General features: G+C 66.8%; 13 protein-coding genes and 1 tRNA gene. 7 read left to right on the plus strand and 7 right to left on the minus strand.

Annotation, left to right across the window (positions count from 1 at the left end; genetic code table 11):
- Positions 1–82: 82 nt before the first annotated feature.
- A complete protein-coding gene (locus QRO95_RS01025) occupies positions 83–1,297 on the minus strand; it encodes an MFS transporter (RefSeq protein WP_285301506.1) in 1,215 nt (404 codons plus the stop codon).
- 107 nt (positions 1,298–1,404) lie between these two features.
- On the opposite strand from QRO95_RS01025, the gene QRO95_RS01030 reads away from it, so the two are divergent.
- On the plus strand, positions 1,405–2,307 hold the full coding sequence (locus QRO95_RS01030; RefSeq protein ID WP_006401534.1) for a LysR family transcriptional regulator: 903 nt from the start codon (positions 1,405–1,407) through the stop codon (positions 2,305–2,307).
- A gap of 197 nt (positions 2,308–2,504) precedes the next feature.
- On the opposite strand, the gene QRO95_RS01035 is transcribed toward QRO95_RS01030, so the two are convergent.
- Positions 2,505–4,625 (minus strand): methyl-accepting chemotaxis protein, encoded by a 2,121-nt coding sequence (locus QRO95_RS01035; RefSeq protein WP_285301507.1) that lies wholly within the window; start codon positions 4,623–4,625, stop codon positions 2,505–2,507.
- A 183-nt stretch (positions 4,626–4,808) separates the two neighbouring features.
- Between QRO95_RS01035 and QRO95_RS01040 the strand changes: the two genes are divergently transcribed.
- On the plus strand, positions 4,809–5,264 hold the full coding sequence (locus QRO95_RS01040) for an Rrf2 family transcriptional regulator (protein ID WP_253143681.1): 456 nt from the start codon (positions 4,809–4,811) through the stop codon (positions 5,262–5,264).
- On the plus strand, positions 5,254–6,159 hold the full coding sequence (locus tag QRO95_RS01045; protein WP_049398662.1) for an NAD(P)/FAD-dependent oxidoreductase: 906 nt from the start codon (positions 5,254–5,256) through the stop codon (positions 6,157–6,159). The genes QRO95_RS01040 and QRO95_RS01045 overlap by 11 nt, the downstream gene beginning before the upstream one ends.
- A 164-nt stretch (positions 6,160–6,323) precedes the next feature.
- On the opposite strand, the gene QRO95_RS01050 is transcribed toward QRO95_RS01045, so the two are convergent.
- The 4 genes from QRO95_RS01050 to QRO95_RS01065 all read right to left on the minus strand — a co-directional run bounded on the left by QRO95_RS01050 (position 6,324) and on the right by QRO95_RS01065 (position 10,757).
- Complete coding sequence (locus tag QRO95_RS01050) at positions 6,324–7,544, minus strand: RtcB family protein (RefSeq protein WP_285301508.1); 1,221 nt, start codon at positions 7,542–7,544, stop codon at positions 6,324–6,326.
- A 55-nt stretch (positions 7,545–7,599) separates the two neighbouring features.
- Entirely contained in the window at positions 7,600–8,724 is a 1,125-nt protein-coding gene (locus tag QRO95_RS01055) for a slipin family protein (RefSeq protein ID WP_285301509.1), read from the minus strand.
- Between the two features lie 355 nt (positions 8,725–9,079).
- Positions 9,080–9,153 (minus strand) — tRNA-Thr (locus QRO95_RS01060).
- Between the two features lie 647 nt (positions 9,154–9,800).
- The gene (locus QRO95_RS01065) at positions 9,801–10,757 is read right to left on the minus strand and encodes an aldo/keto reductase (protein WP_049424161.1); all 957 of its coding nucleotides are present in this window, start codon (positions 10,755–10,757) and stop codon (positions 9,801–9,803) included.
- A gap of 169 nt (positions 10,758–10,926) precedes the next feature.
- Here QRO95_RS01065 and QRO95_RS01070 point away from each other — a divergent pair, with 169 nt between their 5' ends.
- The 4 genes from QRO95_RS01070 to QRO95_RS01085 all read left to right on the plus strand — a co-directional run bounded on the left by QRO95_RS01070 (position 10,927) and on the right by QRO95_RS01085 (position 13,237).
- Complete coding sequence (locus tag QRO95_RS01070; RefSeq protein WP_285301510.1) at positions 10,927–11,784, plus strand: class I SAM-dependent methyltransferase; 858 nt, start codon at positions 10,927–10,929, stop codon at positions 11,782–11,784.
- Positions 11,785–11,860: 76 nt separating this feature from the next.
- On the plus strand, positions 11,861–12,181 hold the full coding sequence (locus tag QRO95_RS01075; RefSeq protein WP_236494396.1) for a hypothetical protein: 321 nt from the start codon (positions 11,861–11,863) through the stop codon (positions 12,179–12,181).
- A gap of 135 nt (positions 12,182–12,316) precedes the next feature.
- Positions 12,317–12,568 (plus strand): hypothetical protein, encoded by a 252-nt coding sequence (locus tag QRO95_RS01080; protein ID WP_223224685.1) that lies wholly within the window; start codon positions 12,317–12,319, stop codon positions 12,566–12,568.
- 129 nt (positions 12,569–12,697) lie between these two features.
- Positions 12,698–13,237, plus strand: a complete 540-nt coding sequence (locus tag QRO95_RS01085; RefSeq protein WP_049398657.1) for a pseudouridine synthase — start codon at positions 12,698–12,700, stop codon at positions 13,235–13,237.
- 95 nt (positions 13,238–13,332) lie between these two features.
- Here QRO95_RS01085 and QRO95_RS01090 read toward each other — a convergent pair whose 3' ends face one another.
- Positions 13,333–13,707 carry a hypothetical protein gene (locus tag QRO95_RS01090; RefSeq protein ID WP_019336760.1) on the minus strand — a complete coding sequence of 125 codons (375 nt, stop codon included), beginning with the start codon at positions 13,705–13,707 and terminating at the stop codon, positions 13,333–13,335.
- Between the last annotated feature and the right edge of the window lie 126 nt (positions 13,708–13,833).

A 13,833-nucleotide genomic window follows, 5' to 3' on the forward strand; every position in this document is an offset into this window, starting at 1 on the left:
CTCCAACGGGGGGAAGGGAGTAGCAGAAGGAAGAGGGTAGGACAGGCACCGTATGCATGCCGGCAACGGTGCATTGCATGGATCAATGCGCGGTGGCGGCAATGCCGTCGGCGCGGTGGTCGACGCCATCACGGCGGTCGAGGCGGCCACTGAGCACGGTCAGCGCGTAGGCCAGTACGACCACCAGCGCGCCCAGCCAGGGCGTATGCATCAGGCCGATGTGCTCCACCACCAGACCGCCCAGCGAGGCGCCCAGGGCGATGCCGACGTTGAACGCGGCAATGTTCAGGCCCGATGCCACGTCGGTGGCCTGCGGTGCATAGCGCTGCGCCTGCTTGACCACGTAGACCTGCAGGCCGGGCACGTTGCCGAATGCCACCGCACCCAGCGCCAGCACCGTCAGCAGCATCAACCAGGTGTTGTAGGCAGTGAACGTGAGGACGAACAGCACCAATGCCAGCAGTCCGAAGATGCGCTTCAGCGCGGGCACCGGACCCATGCGGTCGGCCATGCGCCCGCCCCACAGGTTGCCGATCGCCACCGATACGCCGTACACCAGCAGCACCAGGCTCACGGCGTTGGCCGGAAGGCCGGTGACGTCCTGCAGGATCGGCGCCAGATAGGTGAAGGCCAGGAAGGTGCCACCGTAGCCCAGCGCGGTCATCGCATAGACCAGCAGCAGGCGTGGCTGGCCGAGCACGGCAAGCTGCTGGCGGAGGCTCGCCGGCGCACTCTGCGGCAGGTTGCGCGGTACGAACAGCAGCGCGCCGATCAGGGCGACCACGCCGAGGCCGGCCACCGCCAGGAAGGTCGCGCGCCAGCCCAGATGCTGGCCGATGAAGGTACCCAGCGGCACGCCGGTCACCAGCGCCACGGTCAGGCCGGTGAACATGATGGCGATCGCGCTGGCCGTCTTCTCCTTCGGCACCACGGCGGTGGCGATGATCGCGCCGATCGAGAAGAACACGCCGTGCGCCAGGCCGGTGAGGATGCGGGCGATGATCAGCGAGGTATACCCGGGTGCCATCCAGGCGACGACATTGCCGAGCGTGAACAACACCATCAGCGCCACCAGCAGTTGCTTGCGCGGTACGCGTCCGGTCAGCGCAGTCAGCACCGGCGCACCGATGGCCACACCCAGCGCGTACAGCGAGACCAGCAGGCCGGCCGAGGGCAGGCTGACCTGCAGGTCGCCGGCGATGGTCGGGATCAGGCCGACGATGACGAATTCGGTGGTGCCGATGGCAAAGGCACCGAGGGTCAACGCCAGCAGGGCGAGGGGAATGCCACGGATCATGACAGGGTCCAGCAGGAGGGAGAGGCTGCGCAGTCTGCGCCGCCGACCTTTGCCGAAAAACCGGTCTTCACGCCAATCACTATTGCCGTGCAGTCAATAATAGGGGCATGAAGACCACTCTCGATGAAATGCAGGCGTTCCTTTCGGTGATCGACAGCGGTTCGATCAGTGCTGCCGCCGAGCAGCTGGGGCAGACGCCCTCGGGTGTGAGCCGCGCGCTGGGGCGGCTGGAGGACAAGCTGGGGATCACCCTGCTGACCCGCACCACCCGCCGCCTGCACCTGACTGCCGAGGGCGAGGCGTTCCTGCGCCATGCGCGCGCGATCATCGATGCGGTGGAATCGGCCGAGGAACAGATGGCGGCGCGCCGCGAACGCCCGGCGGGGCGCCTGCGCGTGGATGCGGCGATGCCGTTCGTGCTGCACGTGATCGCGCCGCTGGTGGCCGGCTATCGCGCGCGTTACCCGGAAGTGCAGCTGGAACTGAACAGCTCCGACCGCTACATCGACCTGCTCGAACGGCGCACCGATCTGGCGATCCGGATCGGCCCGCTGGCCGACTCCACCCTGCATGCGCGGCTGCTGGGCCGCTGCCAGCTGCGGCTGGTGGCCAGCCCGGCCTACCTGGCCAGGCACGGCGAACCGGCCAGCGTCGCCGCACTGGGCCAGCACACGCTGCTCAGCTTCAACGAGCCGGAATCACTCAACCGTTGGCCGCTGCCCGGAGAGTCGGATGGGCTGCTGCTGGTGCGGCCGGATATCGCCGTGTCCAGTGGCGAGACGTTGCGCCGGCTGGCGGTGGAAGGTGTGGGCATCACCTGCCTGTCTGACTTCGTCACCGATCGCGACCGCAGCGCCGGCACCCTGGTGCAGGTGCTGGCGGCGCAGACGCTGGATGTGTACCAGCCGATCCATGCGGTGTACTACCGCAACACCGCCGTATCGTCGCGGATCAGCTCGTTCGTGGATTACCTGGCCGACGCGATGGCGCAGAGCGACTACGTGCGCTGAGGTTGCCGGCCAGCGGCCGGCACTACCGCACGCGCCGGTGGGCGCGGCCGCTCTGGTGGGTGCGGACCGTTGGTCCGCACTGATCCTGCCGTCGCCCGACCAACGGTCGGGCGCTACCCATGTGGCGGCGGACGCTGCCGGCCAGCGGCCGGCACATCGCACGGGTGGTACCGCCCGCTGGCCGGCAACCGGATCACTCAGGCCGCACGCGCCAACGCGTCCTTCGCTGCCGCCGTGGTCGACAGATCGAACACATCCACCGCATCGATCAACCGGTTCGCCTGTTGTTCCAGGCTGCGTGCGGCGGCACTGGCTTCCTCCACCAGCGCGGCGTTCTGCTGGGTGGTGCCATCCATCTGGATCACGGTCTGGCTGACCTGCTCGATACCCGCGCTCTGCTCCTGCGAGGCCGCCGAAATCTCGGCCATGATGTCGGTCACGCGCTGCACCGATGCCACGATCTCGGCCATGGTGTCACCGGCCTCGCGCACGCGCTGCGCGCCGTGGCCGACCTGCTCAACCGAGGCTTCGATCAACGCCTTGATCTCCTTCGCGGCCGCCGCCGAGCGCTGCGCCAGCGTGCGCACTTCACTGGCGACCACCGCGAAGCCGCGGCCCTGTTCGCCGGCCCGCGCGGCTTCCACTGCCGCGTTCAGCGCCAGGATGTTGGTCTGGAATGCGATGCCATCGATCACGCTGATGATCTCGGCGATCTGCCGTGACGAGGTCTCGATCGCACCCATCGTCGCCACCACCTGGCCGACCACGCTGCCGCCCTGCGAGGCGACCGTGTGCGCGCCGATCGCCAGCTGGTTGGCCTGGCGTGCATGCTCGGCGTTCTGGCGCACGGTGGAGGTCAGTTCTTCCATCGACGCGGCGGTTTCTTCCAGATTGGCCGCCTGCTGCTCGGTACGGCGCGACAGATCATTGTTGCCGGCGGCGATCTCTGCAGCCGCAGTGTGGATGTTGCCGGAGGCGTGCTTGATGTCGGTGACGATGGTCGCCAGCTGCGCGGCGGTGGTGTTGGCATCGCCGGCGATGCGCGCGAAAACGCCCTGGAAATCGCCATGCATGCGCGCGCCGAGGCGGCCATCGGCAATCGCGCGCAGCATGCTGGAGACCTCGCCGAGGTTCAGTTCGGTCGTCTGCATCAATCGGTTCAAGCCGTCGACCATCGCGCGGAAGTCATGCTCGAAGCGCGCGCTGTCGCCACGCTGGCCGAAGTCACCCCTGGCGGCGGCTTCGGCCAGGCGGCGGATCTCGCCATTGATCATGCCGAGATTGACCTTGGCGGTATCCAGTGCGTCGGTGATCACGGCCTTCTCGCCGGGCAGGCGTTCCATGTCCTGGCTGAGGTCACCGATGGCGTAACGGCCCATGATCGCAATCGCGCGCAGCTTCACCTGGATGTGCGCATCGACCAGCGCGTTGCTGTCGGCCACCATCGTGCCGAATGCGCCGGGGAAGGCACTGGCATCCATGCGGTGGCTGATGGTGCCGGCTTCATGCGCCTGTGCCATCGTGGCCTGCGCATCGAGCACGCCGCGCAGTGTGGACTGCACCGCCTGCATGGCCTGCGCGAGCCGACCGATCTCATCGCGGCTGCGCACCTGCACAACATGCTGCAGATCACCGGCGGCCACTGCACGCGCAGCGGCTTCCACCGCCAGCACCGGCTGCACCACCGCACGCCGCAGCCACCAGCCCAGGCCCATCAGCAGCAGCACGGCGGCCAGCACGGTCAGCGCCGCGCACAGCAGCAGCGTCTGCCGCGCCTGCTGCGAACGGGCCGCTACCGCCGCTTCGGCCACCTGCGTGGCGTGCGTACTCAACGCATCCAGCGCGGTTGCCACCGGGCGGTCCTTGCCCCGCACGAGGTTGTCGCCGGCGGCGGGATCGTAGCTGGCCTCGGCGAACGCCTGCAGCGCAGCGTGATAGTCCTGCTGCAGCTGCGCATGCAGGCCGATGAAGGCCTGCGCCAGTTCGCGCGTGCGTGCATCCGGGCTGCTGACCAGGCCCTTGGCCAGCTGCTCGACCAGACGACCCTCGCTGTCGAAGGCGTCCAGGTGGCGTTGGCGCAACGCGTCGTCGTGGCCGCGCAGCAGCACGTTCTTCCATTCCTGCACCTGGCTGCGGAACTCGCGCTGCAGGCGTTCGGCATCGCGGCTGTGCGCGACTTCGGGTGGAACCTCGGTGGACAACTTCAACCAGGCGGAGGCGAGGCCGGCCAGAGCACACAGCAGGACCACGGCCAGACCAACGGAAACCGCGCCGAGCAGCTTGGACTGCAGGCGCGGAGCACGGACAGACGCATTCATGTGGAAGGACTCTCGGGAAGGGGCACTGCGGTATCGACCCGATGCGCACACCCTGAAGTGAAATGCGCATCACATTCGCGTTTCGTTTAGTGATGTGAAGGAGATGTTTCATAGGACAGATGTGTCCATATGGAACGAAAGCAGACCCTCGACAGAGGAATTAAATGTAACTAATGTTGTTACATGAAATCCGCGAACCCACTCTCCGACGCCCTGCACGTGATGGCGCACCTGGTCGGCCATACCGCCCCGCGCACGTCCGAACAGCTGGCGTCCTGCCTGCCGACCCATCCGGTGGTGATCCGTCGTCTGCTGGCACAGCTGCACAAGGCCGGCCTGGTGCGCAGCACCCGTGGTCACGGCGGCGGCAGTCAGCTGGCACGCGATGCCGCGGCGATCACCCTGCATGACATCTATCTGGCGGTGGGAGCACCGCCGCTGGTCCAGGTCGGCGCTCGCGATTCCGGCGGTGGCTGCCCGATCCAGCAGCTGGTCAACAGCGCCCTGCTCGAAGGCGCACGCGAGGCGCAGCGGCTGCTTGAGCAGCGCCTGCAGGCGACCACGCTGGACCAGCTCGGCGCCGACTTCGCCCGCCATCTTGCCCATCACCGTTCCCTGGAAGGTCACCATGAATCCTGATGTGCTCATCGTCGGCGGCAGCTACGCCGGCATTGCCGCCGGCCTGATCCTGGCCCGTGCCCGTCGCCCGGTCACCGTCATCGATGCCGGTTCACCGCGCAATCGTTTTGCCAGTCATTCGCACGGGGTGCTGGGGCTGGATGGCATCAGTGGCGCCGAGCTGCTGAAGACCGCGCGTCAGCAGCTGCTGGACTACCCCACGGTGCGTTGGGTGCATGCCGAAGTGGAGCACGCCCGCACCACCGCCGAAGGCGTGGAAGTGCGTACCGCCGATGGCCAGGTGCTGGCCGCGCGCAAGCTGCTGCTGGCCAGCGGCATCGCCGACCAGCTGCCGGAACTGCCCGGACTGGCCGAGCGCTGGGGCAGCACCGTGCTGCACTGCCCCTACTGCCACGGCTATGAAGTCGGTGGTGGTGCCATCGGCCTGCTCGGCGGCCATCCGATGTCCGCCAGCAAGGCGCCGCTGTTCGCCGATTGGGGCAATGTCACGTTCTTCAGCATGGGTCTGGAGATCACCGATGAGGAACGCGCCGCCATGCAGCAGCGCGGCGTGCACATCGAGACGTCACCCGTGCTGGGTGTGCAGGGCGATCAGCCGACCTGGCTGGAAGTGGAGCTGGCCGACGGTCGCCGCATCGCACAGCGTGCGCTGTTCGTGCCGGCCACCCAGGCGATGGCCACGCCGCTGGTGCAGCAGCTGGGGTGCACATTGGTCGAGAGCCCGCTGGGGGTGCTGATCGAGGTCGACATGATGAAGCAGACCTCGGTGCCGAACGTGTACGCCGCAGGCGATGCGACCACGGTCGGCAACATCACCCTGGCCACCGCCGAGGGCGTGCGTGCGGGGATCGGCGTGCATCATGCGCTGGTGGCCGAGGACAGCGTGCCGCGCTGACCCCCGACGCGACGTGCTGCTCTGGTAGATGCCGACCTTGGTCGGCGCCGTTTCATCCACGCATGGCGTGGAAGAGCAGTCGAGCAAGCTCGACTCTACGGATCCCGGGCATCCATTCGCCCGTGCCCGTCGAGCAGGTGCCGGCCTTGGCCGGCACCGTTCCATCATCCCTTCACGCACAGCACCTGGCGCAGCGTGTGCACCACGTCGACCAGGTCGAGCTGCGCCGCCATCACGTCGTCGATCGACTTGTACGCGGCCGGCGATTCATCCAGCACGCCGCTGTCCTTGCGGCATTCCACATGCGCGGTGGCCTCGCGGTGCTGGGCCAGCGTGATCTGCTGCCGCGCAGTGCCACGGCTCATCACCCGGCCGGCACCGTGGCTACAGCTGTGGAAGCTGTCCGCGTTGCCCTTGCCACGCACGATGTAGCTGCGCGTGCCCATGCTGCCGGGAATGATGCCCAGCTCGCCCTCGCGCGCACTGACCGCACCCTTGCGCGTCACCAGCAGCTCCTGGTCGTGGTGCGTCTCCTTCTGCACGTAGTTGTGATGGCAGTTCACCGCCATCGTTGCCAGTTGGAACTTCGGCAGGCGATGGCGCATCTCGGCCAGCACCCGCGACATCATTGCCTCGCGGTTGTGCCGGGCGTAGTCCTGCGCCCACGACACTGCTTCGACGTAGTCATCGAACAGCGGCTCGCCTTCCATGAAGAACGCCAGGTCCTTGTCTGGCAGGTGGAAGCCGAGCACACGGCGCGCAAGCTCTTCGCGCGCCTTCTCGATGAAGTAGGTGCCGATCAGGTTGCCGGTGCCGCGAGAACCGCTGTGCAGCATCACCCACACCGTGTCCGTCTCGTCCAGGCACAGTTCGATGAAGTGGTTGCCGCCGCCCAGCGTACCCAGCTGGCGGTCGAGCTTGTCGGTGCGGATCCTGCGGTGCTTGTCCTTGATGTTCTCCAGGCCGGCGGCCAGCCCGGACTGCACCAGCCGCGTATGGATGCTGTCGGGCATGCGGTGGTGCTCGCCGCCACGGCCGTTGCCGACCGGGATGCTGCGCTCGATGCTGTTGCGCAGCTGCCGCAGGTCATCGGGCAGGTCGTTGGCACGCAGCGTGGTACGCACCGCGGCCATGCCGCAGCCGATGTCGACGCCGACCGCGGCCGGGATGATCGCACCGCGGGTCGGGATCACCGAGCCCACGGTCGCGCCCTTGCCCAGGTGCACGTCCGGCATCACGGCCACCCACGGCCCGACGAACGGGATCGCGGCGATGTTGCGCAGCTGCTCATGCGCCTGCGCTTCCAGCGGCACACCGTTGACCCAGCCCTTGATCGGCGTGGTGCCCTCGGCGTGCAGCCATTGATAGTTGTGTTGAGTGTCCATGTCTTCGTGTTTGTCCTTGATGGGCCGGCGGCGCGTCCCTGCGCCGCCGCGACCCCTACCTGATCGTCACCAGCTGCTTCAGCACGCCATCCAGGCCGCCGAACACGGTGAGCTTGTCGATCTTCTCGGTGACCTTCTCCAGTGCCTCCAGCTCCTTCAAGCGCATCAGCACCGGGTTGTCCTCGATCAGCTTTGCGGTGTTGAGCTGAGAACGCGTGGCGTTGGCCTCCTCGCGACGGCGGATCACGCTGGCCTGGGCCTGCTTCTCGGCCAGCACCACACCGTTGAGGATCTCCTTCATCTCACCCGGCAGGATCACGTCCTTGATGCCCACGCCGAGCAGCCGCACGCCGTGGCCCTCGATCGCCGCCTGCACATGGGCGGCAATCTCGCCGTCCAGTGCCGCCTTGTCACCCAGCAGCTCGTCCAGGCTGCGCGCGGCAATCGCCTGGCGCAGGCCGAACTGCAGCTGCCGGTAGACGAACTCGTCGGCATTGCTGAGCGTGCGGTGTGCACGCACCGGGTCGACCACCTGCACGGTCGCGGCCAGGTTCACCCGCAAGGTCACCTTGTCGCGGCTGAGCAGTTCCTGGCCGGACACGTCCAGCGAACGCGCACGCAGCTCCACACGCTCCACCGACACGTTGCCGTTGAAGTTCCAGAACGCGTGCAGGCCGGCGTCCAGCGTCTGTCGCAGCGTGCCATCGATGAACAGCAGGCCGACCGACTCGCTTGGCACGGTGCTGATCACCGCCACACGCGGCAGCACGCCCAACTGGCCCAGGCGCTGCTGCACGTCCGCCGGAATGCGCGGCTCGTCACCCAGCGCCATCACGCGCACCTGGGTGTCGACCGAACCCCGCCAGTACAGACGGCGGCTGCCCGGCGGCAGCACTTCATCGATGCGGCCGTTGCGCACCAACAGGCCGACCTCGCTGGCGCCGACATTGGCCAGCACGAAGTGCGTGTCCAGTCGTGCGCCCAGCGCCTCGATCAGGCTGTCCTGGTCGCTGCCGGTATAGGCCGCGCCCTTCGATGCGGTGTGGATGTCCACGTGCGGGCGGCCGCCGAACGGCGACAGGCGGTGCACGCCCGGCAGCAGGATCTGCTGGAAACGACGGTTGCGATACACCAGGCCGCGCTCGCCGTCGCCGATCACGACCTTGATGGTCCAGAACATGGGAGTCTCTCCTTGTATGGCTCTGGTGGTTCGACCCGATGGAATGAATGCCATGACCCGGGCCGATCAGGTCGTGGCAGGGCTGGCTGCACACCTTGTGCAGCTGGCGGAAGAGGGCGGCCATCGGGGAACGGTCCACGCGCGGAGCCTTCGGTGCACCGGCACTGCTGCCATCGTCGTTCCCGGCAGGCAGCACCGGTGCGGAACGTGGCTGGCAGTGGCGGCGGGCCGGGGCCCGGCGTGCGGTCCGTTGCCTTCCACGTTCCTGCCCGAAGGCGTTGTCCGTGGACGGCGGCGATGGCCGCTGGGGCTTGCGCCCCGGGTGTTGCTTCAAGTCATGACGTGACAGGTCATGTGGTTTGGAGTGGGAATCGAACCCACGACAGACGGATTACGGATCCGTTGCTCTGACCAAGCTGAGCTATCCAGTTGGGGACCGCGCGGAATCGAACCGCGTACCGGCGAACCGATGCCTGCTTCCAGCAGGCGATCCAGGCGATGGCATGTCCGCGACCTCCGGCATACGCCACGGCAACGCCGCGCGCACCAGCCCGTGGTGGAAACGGGACCGTTGGAGAATCGAGGGTGCAGGCCATCGACATTATCGCGAGCGATAATGTTTTGATGCGATGCAGATAATGTCCAGGCGTCGCCACTCGCGCGAAGTAAATCCTTCGGCGGGGCGGAAAAAACCTGTGTCAGTGAGCGGCGGGTTGCCGCGCGGGGTGCAGTTCTGGCATCGCGGGTCCTTGTGCCGACGCAAACGAAAACGCCCCCGGGACTTGCGTTCCGAGGGCGTCGTCAAGCCTCGGAGATCGGGGTGGCCGATCTCCGCAGGGCGGGTATCAGGCCGTTGTCAGCTGGACTTCCTTGCCGAACACGCGCGCCAGCACGTCCATGCGCAGGCATGGCAGCAGTTTGGCGATGGCGACGGAATGCGCGTTCAAGGGAAGTTTCCAGTGGTTGTTGAAACGAGGTGCGCACGATAAACCACGATTTACTCGCGCGCAACCATTTTGTTCAATTATTTTCTTCTTTACCGCGCAATGCCGGCCAGCGGCCGGCACTACCGGGTCTCAGGCTTCCGTGCTGGCGGCATCCAGCTGCGCGACATCCTGCACGCTCAGCGACACGTTGGCTGCGGCCAGCAGATCGTGCAGCTGCTCGACGCTGGTGGCGCTGACGATCGGCGCGGTGATTGACGGCCGTGCGATCTGCCATGCCAGTGCGATCTGCGCGGCACTGGCGTTGTGCTTGCTGGCCACGTCATCCAGTGCCTGCAGGATGCGCAGGCCACGCGGATTCAGATAGCGCTTCACCACGTTCTCGCCACGCGCCGGGCTCTTGGCCGCATCGGCCGGCGTGCGGTATTTGCCGCTGAGGAAGCCGCTGGCCAGGGCGTAGTAGCCGATCACGCCGATCTGTTCGCGCTGCACCAGCGGTTCCAGCTCCTTCTCGTAGCCGGCGCGGTCGTACAGGTTGTACTCGGGCTGCAGGGTTTCGTAACGCGGCAGCTTGTAGTCGGTGGATACCTTCAGCGCATCGGCCAGGCGCGTGGCGCTGTAGTTGGACGCACCGATCGCACGCACCTTGCCGGCTTCGATCAGGCGCCCGAACGCGGCCAGGGTCGCTTCCAGCGGCGTGGATTCATCGTCTTCATGGGCCTGGTACAGATCGATCACGTCGGTCTGCAGGCGGCGCAGCGAATCTTCCACCGCGGCGTTGATGTTGTCCGGGGTCAGGCCGGGGCGCTCGGCCCACTTGGCCACCTTGGTCGCCAGCACCACCTTGTCGCGCTTGCCGCTGCGGGCGAACCACTTGCCGATCAGCGTTTCCGATTCGCCGCCGGCATTGCCCGGCACCCAGGCCGAATACACATCGGCGGTGTCGACCAGGTTGAAGCCGGCATCAACGAAGGCATCGAGCAGGGCGAAGCTGGCCTTCTCATCGGCGCTCCAGCCGAACACGTTGCCACCGAAGGCGAGCGGACGTACATGCAGGCCGGAACGGCCCAGTTCGCGGGTTGCCGTCATGGGCACGGACTCCTTGGGGGAAGTGCTCCAGAATAAAACGCGTTGTGTGACCGTGCTGCGGCGGTGACCACAAAACAGTGTTCCGCGATACGCACGCAGCTAACGTTTTGTGAACACCTGGGACGCCGCGGCTGCTAGTCTCGCCGCATCTTCCGCTGGAGTCGCTCCGATGATGCCTGCTTCGTCCCTGCGTGGTTGCCGCCTGCTGCTTGCTTCGGCCCTGCTTGCCGCTGTTCCCGCGTTCGCCGCACCGGCCACGGTGGCACCGGCGAAGATCCAGGTGTCACCGGCCATCGATGCGGCGGTGAAGGCGTCGACCCGTGATGCCAACAACGTCAAGCGCGATGGCTTCCGTCATCCGGCGCAGACGCTGTCGTTCTTCAAGGTGACGCCGGAAAAGACCGTCATCGAGATCACCCCCGGCAACGGCTGGTACTCGGAGATCCTGGCGCCGCTGCTGCACGACAGGGGCCACTACGTTGCTGCGGTGGTCGATCCGATGGCGGTGCCTGAAGGCCGCGGCCGTGACTACCAGCAGCGCAGCCGCGACAGCCTGGAAAAGAAGTACGCCGGTGCACCGGCACAGTTCGGCAAGACCGCCGTGGTCGCCTACGATCCGGCCAAGCCGGTGTTCGGCCCAGCCAGTTCAGCCGACGTGGTGCTGACCTTCCGCAACGTGCACAACTGGCGCAAGGCCGGCCAGGCGCAGGGCATGTTCCAGGGCTTCTTCAACGTGCTCAAGCCGGGCGGTGTGCTGGGTGTGGTTGAGCACCGCGCCAAGGCCGACGTGGCCGATAACGATGACACCGGCTATGTCGGCCAGCAGCAGGTGATTGCGATGGCCGAAGCCGCCGGCTTCAAGCTGGATGCGCGCAGCGAGGTCAACGCCAACCCGCGCGATACCAAGGACCACCCGAACGGTGTGTGGACGCTGCCGCCGACCAACCAGCACGACAAGGCCGATGATGCGAAGTACCAGGCGATCGGCGAAAGCGACCGCATGACCCTGCGCTTCATCAAGCCGTAAGGGGTGGTGCCGGGCTGGCGCATGTTGACTCTGTAGAGCCGAGCCCATGCTCGGCTCATCGCGCGTAGCGCGGCGCATGGCTGGTCCCAAGACCGGCCATGCGCCGGAATTCGATCGTATGCAAGGACATGAATTGTTGAAGAAGGTCTTTTACATTGCTGTCGCGGTGCTGGTGCTGGGGCGGTTGATCGATTTTGTGTTCTACGGTGGTCATGCCCACGATCTGATGGCGACGGTAGGGTTTGCCGTGCTGTTCGCGGGTGCCCTTCTGGAGGAACGTTCGCGCAAGGCCGACCCGCCGGCCGCAGGCCTGCGGCGGCGGGCCAATGTCATCGCCGCGTGCGGCATCGCACTGGTGCTGGGCTCGTTCCTGCTGGAATGGAAGGTTTTCGGCTGAGCCGGCCGAGATTGGGGCGGCAGGAAAGCGCAGCCGCAACCACGCTCACCGCGCGCAGCGCAACGTATGGCTGGCCCCAGGTCCGGCCATGCGCCGGAGTCCAATCGAATTCAAGGACATGGACCGTTGAAGAAGGTGCTGTATATCGTCATCGCGGTGCTGGTGCTGCCGAGGCTGTATGACTTTGTGTACCACGGTGGGCATGCTTACGACCTGCTGGGAGCGACGGGTTTTGCGGTGCTGTTCTTTGGCGGGGTGCTGGACGAACGCGCCCGCATGACCTGTCCGCCACCCGCGGCCCTGCGTCGCCGGGCCAATGTCGTCACGGCATGCGGTTTCGTGTTGGTGCTGGGGTCGTTCCTGCTGCAGTGGAAGGTATTCGGCTGAGCCCTTCGTGTTCGTGGTCGCAGGAAAGCGCAGCCGGGCATGGGCTATGCCGGCCGACTTGACCGGCACCTTTCGAGCCGCCGCACGCGGCATGGGACAATGCCCCACCCGCCGCCTGCCGTGCCCGCAATGCTGATCGCCTTCAACAAGCCCTTCAACGTGCTCTGCCAGTTCACCGACCGCAGCGTGCCGCCGCGGCCGACCCTGGCCGGGTTCGGCCTGCCGCCGCGCGTGTATGCCGCCGGTCGCCTGGACCATGACAGCGAAGGCCTGCTGCTGCTGACCGACAACGGCACGCTGGCGCACAAGCTGACCGACCCGAAGCACAAGGCTGACAAGACCTATTGGGTGCAGGTGGAAGGCATGCCCAGCGACGAACAGCTGCAACAGCTGCGCGACGGCGTGGTGCTCAATGACGGGCCGACCCTGCCGGCGAAGATCGAGCGCCTCGATCCGGCGCCGTCGCTGTGGACACGCGATCCGCCGGTGCGCTTCCGCAAGACCGTGCCTGACAGCTGGTTGGCGATCACGATCCGGGAAGGCCGCAACCGGCAGGTGCGGCGGATGACCGCGGCGGTGAACCTGCCGACGCTGCGGCTGGTCCGCGTGTCGATGGGGCCTTACCGGCTGGACGACCTGCAGCCGGGACAGTGGCTGCAGATCGGTTGATGCAGAAAGGGCCGGATACCTTCCGGTGTCCGGCCCTCATGTAGTGCCTTGGGGGTCAGCGCCCTTCCTGTGGAAAGGATCCGACCCCGGCAGGCTCAGGCGTCGCTGCCGATATCGCTGTGCTCGTCCACCACGGTGTCGTTGCGGCGGTCACGTGCGTTGATGCGCTGCGCCTGCCCATTCACCACGTGGCCATTGGCGGCCTTCTTCTTCTGCTGCTTGCGGTACAGCGCGTAGCCGAGCAGGCCTACACCGACCGCAGCGGCGGCCACGGCCACTGCCGGATTGCGGCGCACGAACTTGGTTGCGGCCTTGCCGCCGGTCTTCACTGCGCCGATGGCGGCGCCGGTCTTGATCCAGTCCGCATTGCGCAGGCTGCCACCGGCGCTCTTCAGGCCATCGCCGGCGGTGTGGGCCAGCTCCAGGGCGCGCTCCAGAGCGCGGTCGGTGATTACGGTCAGCTTGCTCATGCGGGGGTCCTTTGCCTCGGGTCGAAGTCCAGTGTCGCGTGTTGCCCGTAAACGGTATGTCAGTCGAGGTCACACGTGGCGTGACTTTACCGCAGCCATTCAGGATCAGGCAGGGTCCACAGCCGG

The organism is Stenotrophomonas maltophilia group sp. Smal13 (genome assembly GCF_030236855.1).
In the GTDB taxonomy this organism is placed as follows: Bacteria; Pseudomonadota; Gammaproteobacteria; order Xanthomonadales; family Xanthomonadaceae; genus Stenotrophomonas; species Stenotrophomonas maltophilia_A.